The sequence below is a fragment of the Sphingomonas sp. J315 genome, assembly GCF_024666595.1.
Taxonomy (GTDB): Bacteria; Pseudomonadota; Alphaproteobacteria; order Sphingomonadales; family Sphingomonadaceae; genus Sphingomonas.
This window is the reverse complement of record NZ_CP088296.1, coordinates 3371387-3393602: the sequence shown is the minus strand read 5'-3', so window position 1 is coordinate 3393602 and position 22216 is coordinate 3371387. Positions and strand designations below refer to the sequence as shown.

At 64.7% G+C, this 22216-nt stretch carries 18 protein-coding genes; 8 read left to right on the top strand and 10 right to left on the bottom strand.

Annotated features, from left to right (window positions below; all coding sequences use genetic code 11):
- Nucleotides 1-100: 100 nt before the first annotated feature.
- Nucleotides 101-1483 (bottom strand): short-chain fatty acyl-CoA regulator family protein, encoded by a 1383-nt coding sequence (locus LRS08_RS17300; RefSeq protein ID WP_257845996.1) that lies wholly within the window; start codon nt 1481-1483, stop codon nt 101-103.
- Between the two features lie 458 nt (nt 1484-1941).
- Between LRS08_RS17300 and LRS08_RS17295 the strand changes: the two genes are divergently transcribed.
- Nucleotides 1942-3087, top strand: coding sequence for an acyl-CoA dehydrogenase family protein (locus LRS08_RS17295; RefSeq protein WP_257845997.1), 1146 nt, complete (start codon nt 1942-1944; stop codon nt 3085-3087).
- A 49-nt stretch (nt 3088-3136) separates the two neighbouring features.
- The gene (locus LRS08_RS17290) at nt 3137-3925 is read left to right on the top strand and encodes an SDR family oxidoreductase (protein WP_260481030.1); all 789 of its coding nucleotides are present in this window, start codon (nt 3137-3139) and stop codon (nt 3923-3925) included.
- Here the strand turns inward: LRS08_RS17290 and LRS08_RS17285 are convergent.
- Entirely contained in the window at nt 3922-4995 is a 1074-nt protein-coding gene (locus LRS08_RS17285) for an AI-2E family transporter (RefSeq protein ID WP_257845998.1), read from the bottom strand. The genes LRS08_RS17290 and LRS08_RS17285 overlap by 4 nt on opposite strands.
- Before the next feature lie 169 nt (nt 4996-5164).
- On the opposite strand from LRS08_RS17285, the gene LRS08_RS17280 reads away from it, so the two are divergent.
- Nucleotides 5165-6268 carry a lactonase family protein gene (locus tag LRS08_RS17280; protein WP_257845999.1) on the top strand — a complete coding sequence of 368 codons (1104 nt, stop codon included), beginning with the start codon at nt 5165-5167 and terminating at the stop codon, nt 6266-6268.
- 39 nt (nt 6269-6307) lie between these two features.
- Here the strand turns inward: LRS08_RS17280 and LRS08_RS17275 are convergent, their stop codons facing one another.
- Together LRS08_RS17275 and LRS08_RS17270 are read right to left on the bottom strand one after the other, a co-directional pair.
- On the bottom strand, nt 6308-7444 hold the full coding sequence (locus LRS08_RS17275; protein ID WP_260481029.1) for a tetratricopeptide repeat protein: 1137 nt from the start codon (nt 7442-7444) through the stop codon (nt 6308-6310).
- A 94-nt stretch (nt 7445-7538) separates the two neighbouring features.
- A complete protein-coding gene (locus LRS08_RS17270; RefSeq protein WP_260481028.1) occupies nt 7539-9797 on the bottom strand; it encodes an NADP-dependent malic enzyme in 2259 nt (752 codons plus the stop codon).
- Nucleotides 9798-10028: 231 nt separating this feature from the next.
- Here LRS08_RS17270 and mutS point away from each other — a divergent pair, with 231 nt between their 5' ends.
- The gene (mutS, locus tag LRS08_RS17265; RefSeq protein ID WP_260481695.1) at nt 10029-12605 is read left to right on the top strand and encodes a DNA mismatch repair protein MutS; all 2577 of its coding nucleotides are present in this window, start codon (nt 10029-10031) and stop codon (nt 12603-12605) included.
- Complete coding sequence (locus LRS08_RS17260) at nt 12602-12763, top strand: hypothetical protein (RefSeq protein WP_257846003.1); 162 nt, start codon at nt 12602-12604, stop codon at nt 12761-12763. Before mutS ends, LRS08_RS17260 begins: the two co-directional genes overlap by 4 nt.
- A 4-nt stretch (nt 12764-12767) precedes the next feature.
- Here LRS08_RS17260 and LRS08_RS17255 read toward each other — a convergent pair whose 3' ends face one another.
- A complete protein-coding gene (locus LRS08_RS17255) occupies nt 12768-13358 on the bottom strand; it encodes an NADPH-dependent FMN reductase (RefSeq protein WP_257846004.1) in 591 nt (196 codons plus the stop codon).
- A gap of 65 nt (nt 13359-13423) precedes the next feature.
- Between LRS08_RS17255 and LRS08_RS17250 the strand changes: the two genes are divergently transcribed.
- The gene (locus LRS08_RS17250) at nt 13424-13987 is read left to right on the top strand and encodes a hypothetical protein (protein WP_257846005.1); all 564 of its coding nucleotides are present in this window, start codon (nt 13424-13426) and stop codon (nt 13985-13987) included.
- 384 nt (nt 13988-14371) lie between these two features.
- Here LRS08_RS17250 and LRS08_RS17245 read toward each other — a convergent pair whose 3' ends face one another.
- The 4 genes from LRS08_RS17245 to LRS08_RS17230 form a co-directional block, all read right to left on the bottom strand.
- Complete coding sequence (locus tag LRS08_RS17245) at nt 14372-14911, bottom strand: hypothetical protein (protein ID WP_260481027.1); 540 nt, start codon at nt 14909-14911, stop codon at nt 14372-14374.
- A gap of 41 nt (nt 14912-14952) precedes the next feature.
- Nucleotides 14953-17142: an excinuclease ABC subunit UvrB gene (uvrB, locus tag LRS08_RS17240; RefSeq protein WP_260481026.1), complete on the bottom strand. Its 2190-nt coding sequence runs from the start codon at nt 17140-17142 to the stop codon at nt 14953-14955.
- A 77-nt stretch (nt 17143-17219) separates the two neighbouring features.
- The gene (locus tag LRS08_RS17235) at nt 17220-17654 is read right to left on the bottom strand and encodes a hypothetical protein (RefSeq protein ID WP_260481025.1); all 435 of its coding nucleotides are present in this window, start codon (nt 17652-17654) and stop codon (nt 17220-17222) included.
- Nucleotides 17641-18561 (bottom strand): DNA/RNA non-specific endonuclease, encoded by a 921-nt coding sequence (locus LRS08_RS17230; RefSeq protein ID WP_257846007.1) that lies wholly within the window; start codon nt 18559-18561, stop codon nt 17641-17643. Before LRS08_RS17230 ends, LRS08_RS17235 begins: the two co-directional genes overlap by 14 nt.
- A 189-nt stretch (nt 18562-18750) precedes the next feature.
- On the opposite strand from LRS08_RS17230, the gene LRS08_RS17225 reads away from it, so the two are divergent.
- Nucleotides 18751-19299: a DUF3617 domain-containing protein gene (locus LRS08_RS17225; RefSeq protein ID WP_257846008.1), complete on the top strand. Its 549-nt coding sequence runs from the start codon at nt 18751-18753 to the stop codon at nt 19297-19299.
- Nucleotides 19300-19468: 169 nt separating this feature from the next.
- On the opposite strand, the gene LRS08_RS17220 is transcribed toward LRS08_RS17225, so the two are convergent.
- Nucleotides 19469-19987, bottom strand: coding sequence for a hypothetical protein (locus tag LRS08_RS17220; protein ID WP_257846009.1), 519 nt, complete (start codon nt 19985-19987; stop codon nt 19469-19471).
- 93 nt (nt 19988-20080) lie between these two features.
- On the opposite strand from LRS08_RS17220, the gene LRS08_RS17215 reads away from it, so the two are divergent.
- Entirely contained in the window at nt 20081-22201 is a 2121-nt protein-coding gene (locus LRS08_RS17215) for a S9 family peptidase (protein WP_257846010.1), read from the top strand.
- Nucleotides 22202-22216 lie beyond the last annotated feature (15 nt).

Below are 22216 nucleotides of genomic sequence, written 5' to 3'. Positions count from 1 at the left end.
CGGGGGGAACATCAACTATTCCAACCAATTTGTCGCAAAAGTGTGTCAGGCATTATCGCGCCATTGAAGAAACGCTGCGTTTCCAATCGCAACTCGCTGGTCAGTCTGCAGCGAACCCGAACGGAGACACCCCTGCCTCGCGTTCGCTGACCAGCATCGCACGACCCGCAGGGGCAGCGCTGCGCTGGGGGCATTCGCGCGTGCAGGCGCGACAGCCGAGTCCGACTGGAGCCGCCTCTCCGCCGAAATCCAGTCCTCGCGCCGCCGCCAGTCCCGTCGCCGCCTCCGCCGCAAGCCCCAGCGTGACCACGAACCGCGCGCGCACTGCTCCCGCCCAGCCGCCCGGCGGGGCGACGCAGCGTGAGCTGGTAAACCAGCGCGATCTGTCCTCCAGCTCGACCAGCTGGACGATCCGCTCATCGGGACGCGCAAAGGCGGCATAGGCATCGAGCAACGGGCATGGCACCGCCGATTCCACCAGCGGCGACGCGCTGGCCCCGGCGAACCGTTTCGACACCTGCCCCGCCCGGTCGATGCGCAGCATGAAGAAGGGGAGCCCGCGTGCGCCGACACGCTGCAGCGTGGTCAGCCGATGCGCTACCTGTTCCGCGCTCGCCCCAAAGCGGCGGCGGAGCAGTTCGAGGTCATATCCAGTCGCCTCGCACGCGCGCAGAAAGCGGGCGTAGGGCATCATCACTGCCGCCGCGAAGTAACCGGCGAGATGACGGCGATAAAGCCGCTCGGCAACGCGGTCGGGAAAGCCAGCGCCGCGCACCAGAGCCTCGATCTCGGTCCGCGCCTCGCTCGCCAGCTGGCGGGCGAGCGCGAACACCCGGCTCGGCGGATCGAGCGCCTCGGACAGTTGCAGCTGGCGCGCGTGCAGGTCGAGCCGCACGCGCAGCCCCGACAAGACCTCGATCGGCAGCACCCGGATCGCCAGCTGGTGCTTGACCCGCAACCGCTCGGCCATTGCGCCGAACGGATCGCTCGACGCGATGCGCAGCTCGTCGGCCAGCGTTTCGGCGGCGGCGTCGAGATCGGCGAAATGGTTGCGCCAGCGCTCGACCTCCCGCCGCACCGCAGCGCCAGGATCCTCGATCTCGCCGCTGGCCACCGTGCCGCCGGCGCCGATCCGGTCATAGGCGCGCGCGAACGCCTCTGCCCCGCCCGGTGCACCGGCCAGCCATTCGGTCAGCTCGGTCCGATCGACCTCGATATCGGCGAACAACGGGTCGGCAAGGCGGCGACGCATCGCCTCTTCGCCCCCGCCCGGCTCGCCCGCTGCCAGCGTGCGCGGATCGAAGTCGAACACCTGCGCCAGGCTCAGCATCAGCGTCGCCGACAGCGGCCGCTGGTTACGCTCGACCAGGTTGAGATAGCTGGCCGAAACGCCGAGCATCTCGGCCATCGCCGCCTGCGTCAGGCCCTGCCCCCGCCGCAACCGCCGCACGGCGTGTCCCGCGAACAATTTCCGCTCCGCCATGTCCTACAGCCTCCGTTCCTGGTATGTTCTCAGGAAATCACCGATGTCAATTATTTACATAACATCCACCAGCTTGTCATGCGCGAACTACACCATGACCGCGCTGACACCCTATCGGAATTGTCAGCATCGCCATTCGAGAGTCATACAGGATGCACGACTATTTACAGGAGCAAGCCCATGAAGACCCCCCGAACCCGCGACTGCCCGTCCGGTCTTCTCGACCGCCGACTTCGCCCTGCTCAAGGAAGCGGTCGCCGACTACACCCGCAAGATCGCCGACGACCCGCGCTCGGTCCAGTTTGCCAACCTCTATCACCGCCTCGGCCGCCTCGGCTGACATATCCCCCGGGTGATGGAGCGATGCCCGCCGGCTCGACCGGCGGGCATTTGCGTCCGCGATTTCGCGCTGCTAATCCCTCGATTCGAAAACAGGGTATGGAGCAGGATCGCCGGATATGAGCTTGGACGCCGAGACGTTCGACGCATTGATCGACATGGTACGCCGCTTCGTCGCCGAACGCCTCCGCCCGCTGGAGGCGGAGGTCGAAGAGGCCGACGCGATCCCGCAGCACATCGTCGATGAGATGAAGGCGATGGGCCTGTTCGGCCTGTCGATCGCCGAGGAATATGGCGGGCTGGGCCTGACCATGGTCGAGGAATGCCGCGTCGCGCTCGAACTCGGGCGCACCACCCCCGCCTTCCGCTCGACCTTCGGCACCAATGTCGGGATCGGCTCACAGGGTCTCGTCATGGCCGGCACCCCCGAGCAGAAGGCCGAATGGCTGCCCAGGATCGCGACCGGAGAGATCGTCACCAGCTTTGCCCTCACCGAACCCGATGTCGGCAGCGACAGCGGCGCGGTAAAGGCCCGCGCCGTCCGCTACGGCGACGTCTATCGCCTCTCCGGCACCAAACGCTACATCACCAATGCCGACAAGGCATCGCTGTTCACCGTGATGGCGCGCACAGGCGACGAACCCGGTGCGCGCGGCGTCTCCGCCTTTCTCGTCCCCCGCGACTTGCCCGGCGTGAGCATCGGCGAGCCTGAGAAGAAAATGGGGCAAAAGGGCGCAAAGGTCGCCGACGTGATCTTCGACGATGTCCCCGTCCCCGCCGCCAATCGCCTCGGCGAAGAGGGCGAGGGCTTCAAGATCGCGATGCGCGTGCTCGACCGCGGCCGCCTCCATATCAGCGCAGTCAGCGTCGGCGTGGCCGAACGGCTGATCGCCGACTGCGTCGCCTACGCCACCGAACGCAAGCAGTTCGGCAAGCCAATCGCAGAGCATCAGCTGATCCAGGCGATGATCGCCGACAGCAAGACTGAAGCGCTGGCCGCCCGCGCCCTCGTCCTCGAAACCGCTGCGGCCAAGGACGCCGGCAAGGACGTGGTGATGGAATCCGCCGCGGCAAAGCTGTTCGCGACCGAAATGGTCGGCCGCGTCGCGGACCGCGCGGTGCAGATCTTCGGCGGCGCGGGCTATATCGCCGATTACGGGATCGAGCGACTCTACCGCGACGTCCGCCTGTTCCGCATCTACGAAGGCACCAGCCAAATCCAGCAGCTGATCATCGCGCGCGAGACGATCAAACGGGGTGGGTAACACTTCTCCCCTCCCGCTTGCGGGAGGGGAACAGTTTTGGGAGAGGCAAATGGATACCAGCAAATTCTTCGACCTGACCGGCAAGGTCGCGCTCGTCACCGGCGGCAGCCGCGGCATCGGCAAGATGATCGCCGAGGGCTTTATCGCGCAGGGGGCGAAGGTCTATATCTCCTCGCGAAAAGCCCCGGCGTGCGAGGAGACCGCCGCCGAACTCGGCCCGAACTGTATCCCGATCCCGATGGACGTCTCGACGGTCGATGGGTGCAAGGCGCTCGCCGCCGCACTGGCGGAGCGCGAGCCGCATCTGGACATCCTCGTCAACAATGCAGGCGCGGCATGGGGCGTCGAGTTCGCGGACTTCCCCGAGAGCGGCTGGGACAAGGTGATGGACCTCAACGTTAAATCGCCCTTCTTCCTGACGCAGGCGCTGCACGGCCTGCTCAAGGCGCGCGCGAGCCATGACGCACCATCGAAGGTGATCAACATCACCTCGATCGACGGGCTGCGGCTCAATCCATGGGAGACGTACAGCTATCACGCGTCGAAGGCGGCGCTGATCTACCTCACCAAGCGCATGGCCGCGCGGCTGATCCGCGACGGTATCATCGTCACAAGCCTCGCGCCCGGCGCCTTCGCCAGCGAAATGAACCGCGCCGCCCGCGACCATGGTGACGAAGTCGCCAAACGCATCCCGATGCGCCGCATTGGCACGCCCGAGGACATGGCGGGCGCCGCGATCTTCCTTGCCAGCCGCGCGTCGGACTATGTCGTCGGCGACACGCTGGTGGTCGATGGCGGACTGGTCAACGCCTCGCTGGGTGTGAGCATCGACGCCTAATCGGCGTCCTCGGTCTGACCGGCGATCTTGATGTCCTTGCCCAGCAAAGTGCGGACATAGATGCGCTGGACCAGCACATAGACAACGACGGTCAGCGGGGCGGCGAGCAGGACGCCAAGGAAGCCGAACAACAGCCCCGCCGCGACCACGGCAAAGAGCAGGATCGCCGGCGGCACGTCGACCGCCTGCTTCTGGATCATCGGCTGGAGGAAATTGCCCTGAATCTGCTGGATGACCAGGAAGAGCACCACCGTCCACAGCGCAGTCATCGGCGACACGGTGAAAGCGAGCAAGACTGCGGGAACTCCCGCAATGATCGGGCCGATCATCGGGATGACGTCGAGCAGCCCGGCGATCAGGCCCAATCCGCCCGCAGCCGGCACCCCCAACAGCTCAAGGCCGGCCCAGGTGAAGGCAGCGACAACCAACGACGACACGGCCTGCCCGACCATCCATCCCCGCAACCCGCGCGATGCATCGTCGAGCGCCGCCGCGACCGTCGGTTCAGCCTTGTGCGGCATCAACAGCAGCAAGCCGCGCCGATACACCGCCGGATCGCTGGCCAGAAAGATCGCTGCAACAAAAACGAGAACGAAATTGGCGATCCCGTTGGTTGCAGTGAGGACATATCCTCCCGCCCTGCTGGCAAGGCGCGACACGTCGCTGCTGCCCTGTTCGACCATGTTGCGCACCGACTCGCTCAACCCTGCACGCTCAAGGAACGCGCGGACCTGGTCGATCGCGGGCGGGATGCTGTTACGGATCGTCTCGAACTCGCCGGCAAGCTGCGACCCGAACAGCGTGAAGGCACCGCCGAATATGGCGAGGATCAGCACGACCGAGACCCCCAGCGCCGGCCCGCGTCCGATGCGGGCAAAGCGGCTGACCGACCGGGTGATCGCATCGAAAATCGCGGCAAGCACCAGCGCCGCGAAAATCAGCATGAGGAAGCCCGACAGCTCGAGCAGCATCCATGCAAAGCCGACAATCGCCAGGATCGTGACGGTGATCGTCGCGACCCGGCCAATCGTCGGCAAGTCGCTGGCGGTCGAATCCGATGGGGTCGTCATGCGGTGATAGGCTCCAGACAGTGCGTGGGACGTAGTGGTGGATTGATGCCCGCCCCCGACCCTATCGCGCAACGCACTGCACCGCCAGCGGGTCCCCGCCATGCGCCTTATGCATCGCGCAAGCGTGCCATCGGTTGACGCGGCGGGCACGGACGGGTTTCAAGTGGCAATGACATCGTCTCCGTTCGCGCCATCGCGCCGCGCCTTCGTCGCCGGCAGCCTCGTCCTCGCCAGCAGCCCGGCTGCTGCCGTGAGCCGGAAGCCGGATCGCCTGATCGCCGGCACCTATGCCAGCCGCAAGGGGCCTGGGCTGGTGCCGATGATCGCGACGCCGGAAGGCTGGACGGCACAGGCTCCACTGGACGCGATCCGTAATGCGTCGTTCGGCGTTCGCGCGCCTAATGGGGTACGCTATCTGCTCGAGGAGCAGACCGAGGGGAAGCTCGGCATTTACGGCGCGGCCATGCAGTTGCTGGGCAGCGTCTCCACGCTCGGCGCAGACCCGTGCCACGCCGCGCTCAGCCCCGATGGACGCACCCTCGCGATCGCCAATTATTCCAGCGGCAGCGTCACGCTGTGGCGGCTCGACGGCAAGACCGGCCTCCCGGTCGGCGAAGCGCAGAAGATCGCCCATCAGGGCAGCGGGCCGAACCAGCGACGACAGACCGAACCGCATGCGCATTGGGTCGGCTTCGCTCAGGGCGGGCGCGTACTGCACGCGGTCGATCTTGGCGCGGATGCGGTGTTCGCGCATCGGGTGAATCTCGCGACCGGACGTGTGACAGAAAGCACGACCGCCTATCGCGCCGCGCCCGGATCGGGGCCACGTCATCTCGCCTGGCACCCACGACTGCCGATCGCCTATCTGTTCGCCGAGCTGGCAAACACTGTCACCCTTCTGCGCGCGGACCGCGACGGCAGCTTTACCGGTGGTGAGACGCTAGCGACCCTGCCAGCCGGGTTCGACGGCCCTTCATCCGGCGCGCATATCGCGGTCAACCGCGCGGGGACGCGGCTGTATCTGTCCAATCGCGGCCACGACAGCATCGCAGTATTCGCCATCGCGCGCGACGGCGGGCCGAGCCTGTTGCAGCATGTCAGCTGCGGCGGGCATTGGCCACGGCTGTTCCTGCTACGCGAGGATCGTGGGGAGCTGCTCGTTGCCAATGAGCGATCAGGCAATGTCGCTGTTCTGCGCGTGCAGCAAAACGGCAAGCTCGGCAAGCCGATACGCGGGGTAGAAATACCGGGCGTGGCCTTCCTGTCCGAGTGACGGCGTGGGCGATGTAGGCCCGACGCTATCGCGCGCATATTATCGCCCAGCAGACAGCTCCCACGCCACGCGAATTATGCCGGTGAAGACCGGTCGGTACTTGCGGATTTCGTGCTGCGCCGCCCGGTCAAAGGCGGCAAATGACCGTACTCGCGCGAGCGCCCCACGCTCCGCCTCACGATAGAAGAACCATGTCGCTGAAGATTCAGGATAACGCTGCTGAATAAACACTGCCATTCCCCAAGATGCGTCAATCCGACGCGGGTCTTCAATATTTAGGGTGGATCGCATCGCCAAAACCCTACGGTAGAGCGGCTCGGCTTCCTCATATTGACTCTGCGCGTTGAGGTTGAATGCTAGTGAGTGGAGGACCAGCGCGATGGACTGATGCCCCGCCGGTAGCACTGCCTCTTGAAGTGCCAATGCCCGACGGAGCAACGGCTCCGCTTCCGCATAGCGTCGTTGGTCGTTCAGATTGAATGCGAGGTTGTGCAGACTCATCGCAATGTACGGGTGTCCTACGGGCAGCTCAGCCTCATGGAGTAACAATGCGTGACGGAGTAGTGGCTCCGCTTCGCCAAAACGGCGCTGCGCGTTCAAGTTAAGCGCAAGGCTGTCATAGGCTTGCGCAACCCCCAGATGCTCCACCGGATGCGCCGCTTTCCTCAGCAACAATATCTTGCGGTACAGGATCTCAGCTTCCGCATGACGTTCCTGTGCCGTCAGATTGCGCCCAAGGTTGTGATAACTCTGAATGATGGAGGGATGCCCCACTGGCAAAGCGGCCTCGCGCAGTGCCAACGCTTTGCGGTGTAGTGCTTCTGCTTCCGCAAGCTGCATCTGGGCGCTCCGATGCATGGCAATGTGGGCGATGCTCGTCGCGATATCCGGATGTCCATCGGGGAGAGTATGCTCAGCTAATTTCAGCGCTCGGCGTGCATAGGCTTCCGCCGCCTCCGCATCGCCGTTCGAAGCTGCCACGTTCGACAAGGCGAGCAGCAGGCCGACGCATTCGTCCGCACGCGGCTTAGCCTTTTCGCACTGTTCGAGTTCATTCCGCAATGCGGCCAGCGCCGCACCATAGTCGCCGCTCTGGAATGCCTCGGTCGCCGCACTCCCAACCTGCCACCGATCACGGGCCAGCGCCGGCTGAGCGATCAGCAGGAAGGGGGGCACAGGCGACCAGAAATCGACTCATCTCCATCCGTTGATGCTATTACCCAAGCGTTCACGCGACACGTACGTTTCCTGTCGGCTCGCGACCGACGACCTAGCGCGCAATCCCCCCCGCCGCCAGCACCGCCAGCGTCACCAGATCGCCCGCGCTGCTGGTCATCGGTGCGACCTGGACGGGCTTTTCCATGCCGACCAGCACCGGGCCGATCATGCTGTCGCCACCCAGCTCGCGCAGCAACTTGGCGGAGATGTGCGCCGATTGCAGGCCGGGCATGATCAGGATGTTGGCGGGGCCAGACAGGCGCGCGAAGGGATAATTGGCGAGCTGACGCGGGTTGAGCGCCACGTCGGGGGCCATTTCGCCTTCATATTCGAAGCCGACCCCGCGCCCGTCGAGCACCTTCACCGCGTCGCGGATATTCTCGAGGAACGCGCCCTTCGGATTGCCGAAGTTGGAGTAGCTGAGGAACGCGACGCGCGGCTCATGCCCCATGCGGCGGGCGAGATGCGCGGTCTGCTCGGCGATGTCGGCGAGTTCCTCCGCGCTGGGCCGTTCATTGACCGTGGTGTCGGCGATGAACACGGTATGCGACTGGCCGACCATGATGTGCATGCCGAACGCGGTGCGGCCTTCGGTGACGTCGATCACGCGCCGGACTTCGCGCAGCGTCTGTGAGTAGGTGCGCGTGACGCCGGTGATCATCGCATCGCCCTCGCCCAACTGGAGCAGCAGCGAGCCGAAGATGTTGCGGTCCTGATTGACCATCCGCTCGCAATCGCGGCGCAGATATCCCCGGCGCTGGAGGCGCTTGTACAGGAAGTCGACCATCGCCGGGACCAGCGGCGAGTTGCGGCTGTTGTGCAGCTCGAAACTGTCCGGATCGCTGACGCCGAGCGCGCGGAGTCGTTCGGGAACGTCGTCGCGACCGACCAGCACCGGCGTGCCGTAACCGCCGTCGCGGAATGCGATGGCGGCGCGCAGCACCACTTCCTCTTCCGCTTCGGCAAAGATCACCCGCTTGGGATGCGCGCGCGCGCCCTCATAGGCCAAAGTCAGCACCGAGGTCGTCGGGTTGAGACGACCGCGCAGCGTGTGGCGATAGGCGGCCATGTCGAGGATCGGCTTGGTCGCGACGCCCGAATCCATTGCCGCCTTGGCGACCGCCATCGACACGACTTCCATCAGGCGTGGGTCGAACGGCGCAGGAATGATATATTCGGGCCCGAAGCTGTGCGCCTTGCCATAGGCCAGCGCCACTTCCTCAGGCACCTGCTCGCGCGCGAGTTCAGCGATGGCGCGGGCAGCGGCGATCTTCATTTCCTCGTTCACCGCCGTCGCGCGCACGTCGAGCGCGCCGCGGAAGATGAACGGGAAGCCGAGGACGTTGTTGACCTGGTTGGGATAGTCAGAGCGGCCAGTCGCGACGATCGCGTCGGGACGCGCCTCCTTGGCCAGCTCGGGCCGAATTTCGGGTTCGGGATTGGCCATGGCGAAGATGATCGGCGCGGGGGCCATGTCCTTGACCATTTCGGGCTTCAGCGCGCCTGCGGCCGACAGGCCCAGGAACACGTCCGCTCCGACCAGTGCCTCCGTCAGCGTGGTGCGGTCCGTCGCGACGGCGTGCGCCGACTGCCACTGATTTACACCCTCACGATCCTTGGTGATAACGCCCTTGCGGTCGCACATCAGGACATTGTCCTGCCGGACGCCCATCGCCTTGATCAACTCGGTACACGCGATTGCCGCGGCCCCTGCCCCGTTTACGACGACCCGGATGTCGCCAAGGCTGCGGCCGGTGAGCAGGCAGGCGTTGATGAGACCTGCGGCGGTGATGATCGCGGTGCCGTGCTGGTCGTCATGGAAGACCGGAATGTTCATCCGTTCGCGCAGCGTCTGTTCGATGATGAAGCATTCGGGTGCCTTGATGTCCTCAAGGTTGATCCCGCCAAAGCTCGGCTCCATCAGCTCGACCGCGTCGATGAAGCGGTCGACATCCTCGGTCTTCAACTCGATATCGATCGAATCGACATCGGCGAACCGCTTGAACAGCACCGCCTTGCCTTCCATCACGGGTTTGGAAGCAAGCGCACCCAAATTGCCCATGCCGAGAATAGCAGTTCCGTTGGAGATGACCGCGACGAGGTTGCCCTTGGCGGTATAGTCATAGGCGGTAGCGGGATCGTCGGCGATTGCCTGGACCGGAACCGCCACGCCGGGCGAGTAAGCGAGCGCCAGGTCGCGCTGAGTCGTCAGCGGCTTGGACGCGACGATCTCGATCTTGCCGGGTCGGCCTTCCGAGTGGAACAGCAGCGCCTCGCGCTCGGAAAACTGGACATTGGCTTCTTCGGACATTTCGCTCTCCCGGTCGGCTTCCCTTTAGGGGCGAGCGGGCGCGGATTGCAACGCGCGTTGACGCTGGGGAATGCTGTCATTGCACGTGGATTGGCCTGCTTGATCACGGACAACGTGCGTATTTCCACACAATCGCGCGATCCACACGAATCGGGAATTCGGCGTTTGCGGATTGTTGCTGCGTCGCGAGAGGTCGGCTACCCGGTCGCGATGACCGCGGCCCCCACCCCGATGATGGCGCAATATCTGGCGCTGAAGGCGGAGGCGCAGGACTGTCTGCTCTTCTACCGCATGGGCGATTTCTTCGAGCTGTTCTTCGACGATGCGAAGGTCGCGAGCAATGTGCTGGACATCGCGCTGACTGCGCGGGGCGAACATGACGGCGACAAGATTCCGATGTGCGGCGTGCCCGCGCATTCGGCGGAAGGCTATCTGGCACGGCTGATCAAGGCCGGGCATCGCGTCGCCATCGCGGACCAGATCGAGACGCCCGAGGAGGCGAAGAAACGCGGCGGGTCAAAGGCGCTGGTCGCGCGCGCGATCATCCGCGTCGTCACGGCCGGCACGCTGACCGAGGAAGCGTTGCTCGACAGCCGCAGCGCCAATTGGTGCGCCGCAGTCGGCGAAGCGGGCGGTGAGGTGGCGATTGCAGCCGCCGACATTTCCACCGGTCGGTTCGAACTGCTCGAATGCAGCGCGGACGCAGTAGGCGCAGTGCTCGCCCAGCTCAACCCGGCCGAGATCGTAGTCGCAGAGGGCAGCACTGCGGAACTGCTCGCGACCACCACCCGCCCGCGCGGAGAGTTCGACAGCAGTCGGGGCGAGGCGCGGATCAAGGCGCTGTTCGACGTGGCGACGCTCGACGGCTTCGGCCAGTTCAGTCGCGCCGCGCTGGCGGCGGCGGGCGGTCTGGTCGCCTATCTCGATCATACCGCCAAGGGTTCACTGCCGTTCCTGCGCCCGCCACGCATCACCCGATCCGATGCCTGCATGGCGGTCGACGCGGCGACGCGCGAGAGCCTGGAGCTGACCCAAAGCCAGTCCGGGACGCGCAAGGGTAGCCTGCTCGACGCAGTCGACCGGACGGTGACCGGCGCGGGGGCACGGCTGCTGGCGCAGGACCTTGCCGCGCCGCTGATGGATATGGGCGCCATCGAAGCGCGGCTCGACCTGGTGCAGCGCTTTCATGACGAACCCGGACTGCGCGACGAGGTTCGCGCGACGCTGCGCAGCCTCCCCGATATCGGGCGCGCGCTGGGCCGCATTGCCGCCGGGCGCGGGTCGCCGCGCGATCTGGGTCAGCTACGCGATGGCCTCGATGGCGCATGGCGGTTGGGGGAAAAGCTGGGCAAGCTGCCCGATCTGCCCGCGATGCTTGCCGATCTCGCGCCGCAGCTTCGCGGGCATGGCGCGCTGATCGGCCTGTTCCAGCGCGCGCTCGTCCCCGCCCCGCCGATCGACGCGGCGCATGGCGGCTATATCGCCGAGGGATATGACGCCGCGCTCGATGATCTGCGCGATGCGGGGGCGGGCGGTCGACGCGCCATCGCCGCGCTGGAGGCGCAGTATCGCGACCGCACCGGCATCGCAGCGCTCAAGATCAAGCATAATGGCGTGGTCGGCTATCATATCGAGGTGGCTGCGAAGCATGCCGACGCGCTGATGGTGGCGGAAAGCGGCTTCACCCATCGCCAGACGCTGGCGGGCGTGGTGCGATTCAATGCGCCCGAACTGCACGAGATCGCGCTCAAGGTGACGCAGGCCGGCGCGCATGCGCTGGCGGCGGAGGCGGCGCATCTCGAGGACCTGACCGCCGCCGCGCTGGCAACGCGCGAAGCCATCGCAGCAACCTCAGATGCGCTCGCCCGGCTCGACGTCGCGGCGGGCTTGGCCGAACGCGCGGCAGAGGGCGGATGGACCCGCCCCGCTTTGGTCGATCACGCCTGCTTCGAGGTCGAGGGCGGGCGGCATCCGGTGGTCGAGGCCGCGCTGGCAAAGAGCGGAGAACGCTTCGTTGCCAATGATTGCGTGCTGTCGGAATCGAGCCGGCTGTGGCTGGTCACCGGGCCGAACATGGGCGGCAAGTCGACGTTTCTGCGCCAGAATGCGCTGATCGCGGTGCTGGCGCAGGCGGGGGCCTATGTCCCGGCGGCGCGCGCGAAGCTGGGCCTCGTCGACCGGTTGTTCAGCCGCGTCGGCGCGGCCGACAATCTCGCGCGCGGTCGCTCCACCTTCATGGTCGAGATGGTCGAGACCGCCGCGATCCTGGCACAGGCAACCCCGCGCAGCTTTGTCATCCTCGACGAGGTCGGGCGCGGTACATCGACCTATGACGGCCTCGCCATCGCCTGGGCCGTGGTCGAGGCGATCCATGAGGATAATCGTTGCCGCTGCCTGTTCGCGACGCATTATCATGAACTGACCCGGCTGGCCGAGCGGTGCGAGGCGCTATCCCTGCACCATGTGCGCGCGCGCGAATGGAAGGGCGATCTGGTGCTGCTGCACGAAGTGGCGGAGGGACCGGCGGACCGCAGCTATGGCCTCGCCGTCGCGCGGCTCGCGGGTCTGCCGCCAGTCACGATCAGCCGCGCCAAGGCGGTGCTGGCAAAGCTGGAGGCCGGGCGCGAGAAGACCGGCGGGATCGCCGCGGGGCTGGACGACCTGCCGCTGTTCGCCGCGATGGTGGCCGAGGAGGAAGCGCCGGTGGATGCGTTGCGCGCGGAACTGGCGGCGCTCGACGTGGATGCGCTCAGCCCGCGCGAAGCACTGGACGCGCTCTACCGGCTCAAGGCATTGGGTGACGCATGATGCGCAACAACGGGTTCTGGGGTCTGATGCAGGTCATCCATGCCAGCGCGCGCGAGGGTTTCGGATCGCGTCGCGCGGCCGAAGTCATGCTGGTCATCGGACTGATCCTCGCTACCCCGCTGCTGCTGGTCGCGCTGCTGATCTGGTGGCTGATCTGAACCCTCAATAGGGCGGATCGCGCCGCGCCCGCTGTCCCTTCGCGGCCTCGATCCACCACTGGAAATCATCGGCAAAACGCGGGAACGCCCGGGCGAGCGACGCCCCGCCCTCCCCCTGTGGCCGGTCGTCGGCGTCAATCGCCTGGCCGATCTGCCCGACCGTCAACGTCGAGGATATGACCACCATCCCCATCTCGCTCAATGTCGGGTGCCACAACGAATTGCTCCGCGCCCCGGCCAGACGCCCCGCTGAATAGCTGGCAATCGCTGCGGGCCGCCAGAACCATTCCTCAAGGAAATGATCGGTCAGGTTCTTGAGGCCCGGCTGCATCCCCCAATTATATTCGCCGGTGACGAACAGGAAACCGTCAGCTGCCTTGATCTTCTCCGCCAGCGTTTCCATCGCCTCGGGCGCCTCACCCTTGGGATATTCCTTGTACATCCGGTCAAGCATCGGGAGACCGACCGTCATCGCATCGATCAGCTCAGCATCGCACCCGCGCGCGGCGAGCTGTGCGGTCAGCCAGCGGGCGAGGCGGATACCCACGCGGTCGCGGCGATAGGAACCGTAGAGGACAAGGATGCGGTCGGACATGATTGGTTGGCCTTTCGCTCGACAGGTCGGCAATGCCATGGATAGTGGGCGGCGGGGGAAAATCCATGAGCGCGTTCGAATTCATCTTCGCCCTGTTTGGGCTGCTGCTCGGCCTGTCGATCGTCGAAGTGCTGGGCGGCCTCGCCCGCGCAATCGAGGCACGGTTGCGACCGGGCGCGACGGTGCGGATCGGGTGGCTCACGCCGTTGCTCGGCGTGTTCGTATTGCTTGACCTGCTCTCCTTCTGGCAGGCGGCGTGGGTCAGCCGCGATGTCGTAAGTGTATCCGGCAACTCGCTGATGGCGGTTACGCTCTTCGCCAGCGCCTATTATCTTGCCGCGCATCTAGTCTTTCCGCGAGATCCGACGGAGCATGAAGAGCTCGACAGCCATTTCTTTCGCGTGCGGCGGATTGTCCTGGGGGTGATGCTGGCGCTGCTGCTCTGCCAGCTCGGCTATTATCTGTCGGTACCTGAACTCGCCCCGGCGCTGCGCAATCCGCTGGCGATCGTCCTGACGATCGTGCTGGCGGCGCTGATGATCGCGGCGATGCTGGTGCGGGGCAAGCGGCTGAGCATCGCGGTGATGGGAGCGCTCGTTGCGCGCTACCTGGTGATCTACCTGCTCTGAAATGAAAGAGGCCACCGGGGCCATCCCTGGCACCCGGTGACCTCCGACATGGTCAGCGGCCGGAGAGCTCCAGCCCGGGGAGACCATGCGGACCACTTTCGCATCTGCGGCGTCGTTGATTGGAGGAGAATACCTCCCGATCGCCATGTCGGATGGAGGGCTTCCATCCGCTGCAGAAGCTTAGCGCCGCGTCTCCCGAACGAACTGAACCGACCTCACTGCTGAACCATGAGACATCGGATCACCTCCTTTCGCTTGTTGAAACGTCGTACCGCAGCCCGGGTACGAGGACGAATGTGAATCAAGTCGGCGAACAGAACAAGACTTGTAATGATCTTCGATTTGCGCGACCTTCGTCTTTCTGGCGCATGAAACCCGGCAGGGTCAGCGTCGACAATCCTCAACCACACGCTGCACTTCCGCCCAGGTCGGGACGACCAGTGGCGCGAGCGGCGGCATCTCCACCACGAAGCGGCCCCGGCTGTACCCCATGGCGTCCAAGATCGGATCGGTCGCGGCCAGCGTCACCGCCATATAGGGCTGCAATCCCGGGGTCGGGCGCGCGGTGAATGCGCGAGCGGTGGTCGACGTGCGAATCGTCACAGCCCCGGCTGTCTCGCCACGGCGTACGATCTGAACCTGGCGCGTTGCCCGGTCGCAGCGCAGCGAGAGTTCGGGCTGATCAGCGCGTAGTCCGAACAAAGCAATCGTCCCCTGCCCCTCCTGCCGATAGGTCCAATTGCCCGCCGATGCCGCCCAGTCGCGCCAGTCGCTGCTCGCCGGAGGGGGCGGGGCGGGAGCTGGAGCCGGTGGAGGCGGCGACGCGGGAACCGGAACTGGCGGTGCGGGGGTCGGCGCGGGCGGGATGACCGGGGCGCAGGCAGCAAGGCCGGCAAGCGCGGCGAGGACAGGGATAAAACGCATGACCGACCTTATGGGGGAACGTCGCGCGGGGCTCAACCGGCTCACCGCTTCCCCCCGCCCCATTTGCGCTGCACCTTGCCGTAGCGGGTCTTGCGCGTCCCCGGCTTGCCCTCGTTGCTGCGGCCCATCACCGGGGCCTTGCGGTCGCCGGTGGGAAGGCCCAGTTCCTCGGCTTCGAGCGCGCGGATTTCGTCGCGGAGGCGGCCGGCATCCTCGAACTCGAGGTTCGCGGCGGCATTGCGCATCTTCTTTTCGAGTTCCTCGATATAGGCGCGCAGGTTGTGGCCGACCATGTGCGCCGGGCCGTCCTCGATCTCGACGGTCACCTGATCCTTCGATGCGACATGCGCGATGATGTCGCCGATGTTGCGCTTGATCGTGGTCGGGGTGATGCCGTGTTCGCGGTTATACGCCTCCTGCTTCTCACGGCGGCGGGCGGTTTCGTTGAGCGCGCGCTCCATGCTGCCGGTGATGCGGTCGGCATAGAGGATCACGCGGCCATCGACGTTGCGCGCGGCGCGACCGATCGTCTGGATCAACGAGGTTTCCGAACGCAGGAACCCTTCCTTGTCGGCGTCGAGGATCGCGACCAGCCCGCACTCAGGAATATCAAGGCCTTCGCGCAGCAGGTTGATACCGATCAGAACATCGTACACGCCCATGCGCAGGTCGCGGATCAGCTCGATACGCTCCAGCGTCTCGACATCGCTGTGCATGTAGCGGACCTTGATCCCCGCCTCATGCATATATTCGGTCAGGTCTTCCGCCATCCGCTTGGTGAGGGTCGTCACCAGCGTGCGGTAGCCCATCTCGGCGGTCTTGCGACACTCGACGATCAGATCCTGGACCTGTTCCTCGACCGGCTTGATCTCGACCGGCGGATCGATCAATCCGGTAGGACGGATCACCTGCTCGCTGAACACGCCACCGGTCTGTTCCATCTCCCAGCCGCCCGGCGTCGCCGAGACGCTGACGGTCTGCGGGCGCATCGCGTCCCATTCGTTGAAGCGCAAAGGGCGGTTGTCGATGCAGCTCGGCAGGCGGAAGCCATATTCGGCGAGCGTGATCTTGCGACGATGATCGCCGCGCGCCATCGCGCCGATCTGCGGCACGGTCTGGTGGCTTTCGTCGACGAACAGTAATGCGTTTTCGGGGATATATTCGAACAGCGTCGGCGGCGGTTCGCCGGGCAGGCGACCGGTGAGGAAGCGGCTGTAATTCTCGATCCCCGCGCAGCTGCCGGTCGCGGCGATCATCTCGAGGTCGAAATTGGTGCGCTGTTCCAGCCGCTGGGCTTCGAGCAGCTTGCCCTCGATATGCAGCTCCTTGAGCCGCTCGGCGAGCTCATGCTTGATCGCCTCCATCGCCTGTTTGAGCGTCGGGCCGGGGGTAACGTGGTGCGAATTGGCGTAGACGCGGATGTAATCGAGCGACGCCACTTTCGAGCCCGTAAGGGGATCGAATTCGGTAATCTCCTCGATATCGTCGCCGAAGAAGCTGATCCGCCAGGCGGTGTCCTCATAGTGCGACGGGAAGATCTCCAGGCTGTCGCCGCGGACCCGGAAATTGCCGCGCGCGAAGGCGGCGTCGTTGCGCTTGTACTGGAGCGCGACGAGTTTGCGGATGATCTCACGCTGGTCGGCGACCTGCCCTTTCTTGAGGTCGAAGATCATCGCCGAATAGGTTTCGACCGAGCCGATACCGTAGAGGCAGGACACCGAGGCGACGATGATGACGTCGTCGCGTTCGAGCAGCGAGCGGGTGGCCGAGTGGCGCATCCGGTCGATCGCCTCGTTCACCGAGCTTTCCTTCTCGATGTACGTGTCGCTGCGCGGCACGTACGCCTCGGGCTGGTAATAGTCGTAATAGCTGACGAAATACTCGACCGCATTCTCGGGGAAGAAGCTTTTGAACTCGCCATAGAGCTGCGCGGCGAGGATCTTGTTGGGGGCAAGGATCAGCGCGGGGCGCTGGAGGTTGTTGATGACGCTCGCCATCGTGAAGGTCTTGCCCGAGCCGGTGACGCCGAGCAGCACCTGATCACGCTCCCCCGCCAATGCCGCTTCGGTCAGTTCCTTGATCGCGGTCGGCTGGTCTCCGGCGGGCTGATAATCGCTGACGAGCTTGAACGGCCGCCCGCCCTCGCTCTTTTCGGGGCGTTGCGGCCGGTGGGGGACGAAACCGGGTCCGGTTTCGGGCTCGGCAAGGCTGGTACGGATCTGGATCGCCATGGTGGGGAATATGGTGCCTTCGGACGGGGGTGCAAATGGATCGTCGCTCTCCGCTGTTCCGACGAACCTGACAAAAATCAGGTTGTCGGCGACGGCTTCCACTCGGTCATGCCCTCAATCGGCGGATAGACAACCTTCCGATTGCCGAAATGGGCGCGCAACGCAGCCTCGCGCCGCTCGATATCAGGTTTGGTTACGTCGACCTCATCGGGGTACTTGTACTCGGCGCGAAACTTACCGTCCTCGACGACATATTCCATCGCTGACCAGCGCTTGGCTTCATCCGGCTCCGCATGCCAGATGTCGAACAGGATGTCGGACAGGACAGGATCGTCGGGCGGATAGAAGCGCACAATATCGCCTTCCAATCGAAAGAGGCTCGGACTCAGCCACCCCTCGCCTATCTCTACGTAAAAAAAAATTCCGTCTGGTTCCCCTCCGACGATGGCGGCGAGTTCCTGCCCCAATTCGCTCAAAAGCGGTCCGACCGTTTGATAGCTATCTGCCTCCATGTCGCTTACCTTTCGGCTCATTGTCGAACTGCTCAATTTGAACGGGGCCACCATTAACGGACCAAGATACGACGATCCGATAGGGTCGCCTTGACGTGCCTCTGTAATGCGGTTGGATCCGGGCAAACACCGATCGACCCGCGCGTTGATGAGCCACCCATGCGTCTTCCATAACTCGATACGCCCCGCGGTTGAAATTGGCGTCCTGGGCAAAGTGGTTGATGCCAGCGCGGGGACCGTCAAAGCGAGCAGCCCAGAAATGCCCACCGTCGTCAGTGGGACGACGATCAGTGCCGCCCGCTTCCGACTGATGACGCCGGGAACGCCTTGGTCTGTCCGTAGATGACACCTGTCCATAAGTGATCCGGGTTCGCCCGATAACGTCGATCTGGAAGTCATAGCCATTCAGCGTCCCCCTTCGCCAATTGCTGTCGAGGATCTGGCTTTCCAGAGAAGGTGGGTTCGCCGGATTCGGTGGCAACCGCCCTCCGTGCGTGTCCTGGTAATAGGCGAGCGCCAGAAACTTGTTCCGCGCATCACGCCTGGCATCGAGGAACTGCTGGTGCGGCAGCATGATCCGCTGCCCGATCTGAAGCGGCTTCTTCGGGTCGAGACCGTTAAGCCAGACGAGATCCGAAACCCGCAAACCCTTTCTGCGCCGTGCAATCGACGTGAGGGACTCCCCGCTTTGCACATGATGGACCGAGTAGTTGCGCGGATTACGCGGATCATCCTCGCGAGAACTCCGCTCCGCATCAGTTTCAGTAGCCCAAGGCCCGCGCCCATATACGCCCCGCGCCCGAAACGGATCCTGGATCGATCCACGACGCGGGAAGTAGTTTCCCTGACCGATAAAGGTGAACCGCCCGTCCTCGGGATCGTGCCAAGGGTTGAACTTGACTTCCAAAGGCCGCCGCCCCGTTCGCATCCATATGCTGAATGCAGAAACCGCCAACACTCCACTTCGCTGCGCCGTCATGCACGTCTCCCCAGCCAATACATAGGACATTGGCGGAACATATCAAGAACATATTTCCAATTGCCTTCCACGTAGAATTGGTCGACGCCTTTCACAGAGACCATCAGGAGACCCGCCATGCGCTGTCCCGTTTCGCTTCTCACCCCCATCGCTGCCCTTGCTCTCACCGCCTGCGGCGGGTCGGACGTAGCCGTCACCAACGCCTCCCCCGAGGAGGTCGCCGCCAAGGTCGATGCGGCAGGTGGCGCGCGGTTCAATCCGGGGGAGTGGGAGACGACGGTTGAGACGGTGTCGATCGACATCCCGGGCCTTGCGGGACCAATGAAGGACGAGATGACGAAGATGATGCTGCAAAAGCAGCAGGTGACCAAGAATTGCGTGACTCCGGAACAGGCCAAGTCGCCTCCTGCCGAGGTACTGGCGCAGAGCAAGGGCCGCTGCACCTACGAGAAATTCACCATGGCGGGTGGCAAGATCGACGGGACGATGGTGTGCGACGCCGATGGCGGGAAGATGACGATGAAGATCAGCGGGACGTTCAGCGATACGGCGTTCGCGATCGACAATGACATGGAAACGACCATGCCTGGCGGCGCCCAGACGATGAAGATCAAGGCGAAGACCAGCGGCAAGCGCGTGGGCGAGTGTCCGGGGACGAAGGCTTAGGGGCAGTTTTCTATCTATCCTCCCCCGCCAGGGGGAGGTGGCACGCGCAGCGTGACGGAGGGGGAGGCACGTCGGCGGAGATATGGGGCGAGAGGCTAGAGGACACAGCCGTCCTCCCCCTCCGTCGCCTTCTGCGCCACCTCCCCCTGGCGGGGGAGGATTACAGGGCTCACATCACGCGGCGATACGCCACGCGCCACATCGCCAGCGCGATGCCGGCGGCGACGATCGCGAGCAGCGCGCTGGTGCCGAGCGCGCTGATCCAGCGGAACAATGCGGTACGCATGTCGCTCGCCGGGGCGGCGAGGAAACCGAAACCATAGGTTTGCGCGCCGACGAACAGCACCAGCGAGATGAGCGCGCCGAGCGCGGCGGCGTGCCAGGCGCGGCGATAGCCGGCGAGGTGGAGCATCAGCCAGAGGGGCCCGCCGACCCCGGCGATACCGAGCGCGGTGAAGACGGTGCCAAGAAGCCACGACGCGACCAGCGGCATCGCCTCTCGCTGGCCCGCAGCAATGACGAGCAGCAGGACGACAAGCCCGCCCAACGCGCCGCCCAGCGCGAGCGCAAAACCCGCACGGTCGAGTGTCGTGTCGTAATGCGGCGCGGATGCGCGCATCGCATGATCATTCACCGAAAACCCCTCCCCGGTGCGGAAGCCATAACATTGCGCGGCAGCGCGGCTCAAGCGGTCACATTGCGGAAACTACCTAAAGTGGGACAGGTTGATGCCGGACAGGCTTTGCCGCAGGGTCCGGGCAACGATTTCAAGGGGATTCGCATGCATCTTCCGCTCCGCCGCGCTGTCATGGTCGGCCTGATCATCGCTGCCACGCCGATTGCCGCGCAGGACGCGCCCAAGCCGCCGGTCGCGGTGAAAAAGCCGCATCAGGTCAAGGCTCCGTTCGGCGCGGTGCGCGAGGACGAATATTACTGGCTGCGCGACGACACACGGAAGAATCCGGAGATGCTCGCCTATCTCAACGCTGAAAACGCTTATGCCGATGCGGTGCTGGCGCCGACCAAACCGATGCAGGAGGCGTTGTTCAAGGAGATCACCGGGCGGATCAAGCAGGACGACAGCACCGTCCCCTATCTCGACAACGGATATTGGTATTACACCCGCTTCGAGACCGGCGGCGACTATCCGATCGTCGCGCGGCGCAAGGGCAGCATGGATGCGCCCGAGGAGATCATCCTCAACCAGCCCGAAATGGCGAAGGGCGCGAATTTCTTTCAGATCGGGTCGCGGCAGGTCAGCCCCGACAACCGCCTGCTCGCCTATGCCGAGGACAAGGTCGGACGGCGGCAGTTCGTGCTGAAGGTCAAGGACCTGACCACCGGCAAGACGTTCGAGGATGCGATCCCCAACGTGCAGGCGGGGTTTGCCTGGGCGGGCGATAACAAGACCATCTTCTATATCGAGAAGGATCCGGTCACGCTGCTCGGCAAGCGGGTCAAGGCGCATGTGCTGGGCGCGCCCGCCAGCGCGGACCGACTGGTCTATGAGGAGCAGGACGACACCTATTCGCTCGGCCTCGGCACGACGAGTTCGGAGAAGTTCATCTGTATCTATTCGGGCAAGACGGTGAGCGACGAGCAGCGCTGCGCACCGGTTGCCAATCCGACCAATTTCACCGTGATCGCGCCGCGCGAGCGCGACTTCCTCTATGGCGCGGACCATGTCGGCAATCGCTGGGTGATCCGCACCAACTGGAACGCGCCCAATTATCGGCTGATGACTGTCGCCGACAGTGCGACCGGCGCGGGCAAGGCTGGGTGGAAGGATCTGGTGCCGCACAGCGCGGACGTGTTCATCGAGGGGGTGCAGCCGTTCGACAAATATCTGGCGATCGAGGAGCGGTCGGGCGGGAACAAGCGGCTCCGCCTGCTCGGCAATGACGGCAAATCGAGCTTTGTGGCGGCGGACGAGCCCGCCTATGCGATGGGGCTGAGCACCAATGCCGAGACCGCGACCGACTGGGTCCGGTACACTTACAACTCTCTGACCACGCCCTCGACGGTGATCGAGGCGAATATGAAGACCGGCGAGCGCAAGACGCTGAAGGTCACCCCGGTGCCGGGATACGACGCGAGCAAGTACGTCACCGAGCGGGTGTGGGCGACCGCACGTGACGGGACGAAGGTTCCGGTGAGCCTGGTCTATGCCAAGGGGTTCAAGAAGGACGGCACCGCGCCGCTCTTTCAATATGCCTATGGCAGCTATGGCTATTCGACCGATCCGGGCTTCTCGCCGATGCTGCCCAGTCTGCTCGACCGCGGCATGGTCTATGCCATCGCGCATATCCGTGGCGGGCAGGAAATGGGCCGCGCCTGGTATGATCAGGGGCGGATGTTCAACAAGAAGAACAGCTTCACCGACTTCATCGACGTGACCCGGTTCCTCGTCGATCAGGGCTACGCGAAGAAAGGCCGCGTCGCGGCGATGGGTGGCAGCGCAGGCGGGCTATTGATGGGCGCGATCAGCAACATGGCGCCGCAGGATTATGGCGCGATCGTCAATCTGGTGCCGTTCGTCGATGTCGTGACGACGATGCTCGATCCCACCATCCCGCTGACCACCGGTGAATATGACGAATGGGGGAACCCCGAGGGCAAGGCGAGCTATGACTATATGCTCAGCTACTCGCCCTATGACCAGATCGAGGCCAAGGCATACCCGCCGATCTTCGTCGGCACCGGCCTGTGGGACAGCCAGGTGCAATATTATGAGCCGGCCAAGTACGTCGCCCGGCTGCGCGCGAAGAAGACCGACGCCAACCCGCTGCTGTTCCGCACCAACATGTCGGCCGGGCATGGCGGCAAGTCGGGGCGGTTCGAGCGGTTCAAGGAACAGGCCGAATATCTGGCGTTTGCGCTGGACCAGTTGAAGGTCAAGTGATCGGGCGGTAGCGGG

Excerpts from the sequence above, each read along its gene's own strand:
- LRS08_RS17260 (WP_257846003.1), top strand. The coding sequence starts at position 12,602 with ATGATGCGCAACAACGGGTTCTGGGGTCTGATGCAGGTCATCCATGCC.
- LRS08_RS17250 (WP_257846005.1), top strand. The coding sequence starts at position 13,424 with ATGAGCGCGTTCGAATTCATCTTCGCCCTGTTTGGGCTGCTGCTCGGC.
- LRS08_RS17285 (WP_257845998.1), bottom strand. The coding sequence starts at position 4,995 with ATGACGACCCCATCGGATTCGACCGCCAGCGACTTGCCGACGATTGGC.
- LRS08_RS17290 (WP_260481030.1), top strand. The coding sequence starts at position 3,137 with ATGGATACCAGCAAATTCTTCGACCTGACCGGCAAGGTCGCGCTCGTC.
- LRS08_RS17215 (WP_257846010.1), top strand. The coding sequence starts at position 20,081 with ATGCATCTTCCGCTCCGCCGCGCTGTCATGGTCGGCCTGATCATCGCT.
- uvrB (WP_260481026.1), bottom strand. The coding sequence starts at position 17,142 with ATGGCGATCCAGATCCGTACCAGCCTTGCCGAGCCCGAAACCGGACCC.
- LRS08_RS17280 (WP_257845999.1), top strand. The coding sequence starts at position 5,165 with ATGACATCGTCTCCGTTCGCGCCATCGCGCCGCGCCTTCGTCGCCGGC.
- LRS08_RS17245 (WP_260481027.1), bottom strand. The coding sequence starts at position 14,911 with ATGCGTTTTATCCCTGTCCTCGCCGCGCTTGCCGGCCTTGCTGCCTGC.
- mutS (WP_260481695.1), top strand. The coding sequence starts at position 10,029 with ATGATGGCGCAATATCTGGCGCTGAAGGCGGAGGCGCAGGACTGTCTG.
- LRS08_RS17295 (WP_257845997.1), top strand. The coding sequence starts at position 1,942 with ATGAGCTTGGACGCCGAGACGTTCGACGCATTGATCGACATGGTACGC.
- LRS08_RS17270 (WP_260481028.1), bottom strand. The coding sequence starts at position 9,797 with ATGTCCGAAGAAGCCAATGTCCAGTTTTCCGAGCGCGAGGCGCTGCTG.
- LRS08_RS17225 (WP_257846008.1), top strand. The coding sequence starts at position 18,751 with ATGCGCTGTCCCGTTTCGCTTCTCACCCCCATCGCTGCCCTTGCTCTC.
- LRS08_RS17300 (WP_257845996.1), bottom strand. The coding sequence starts at position 1,483 with ATGGCGGAGCGGAAATTGTTCGCGGGACACGCCGTGCGGCGGTTGCGG.
- LRS08_RS17235 (WP_260481025.1), bottom strand. The coding sequence starts at position 17,654 with ATGGAGGCAGATAGCTATCAAACGGTCGGACCGCTTTTGAGCGAATTG.
- LRS08_RS17255 (WP_257846004.1), bottom strand. The coding sequence starts at position 13,358 with ATGTCCGACCGCATCCTTGTCCTCTACGGTTCCTATCGCCGCGACCGC.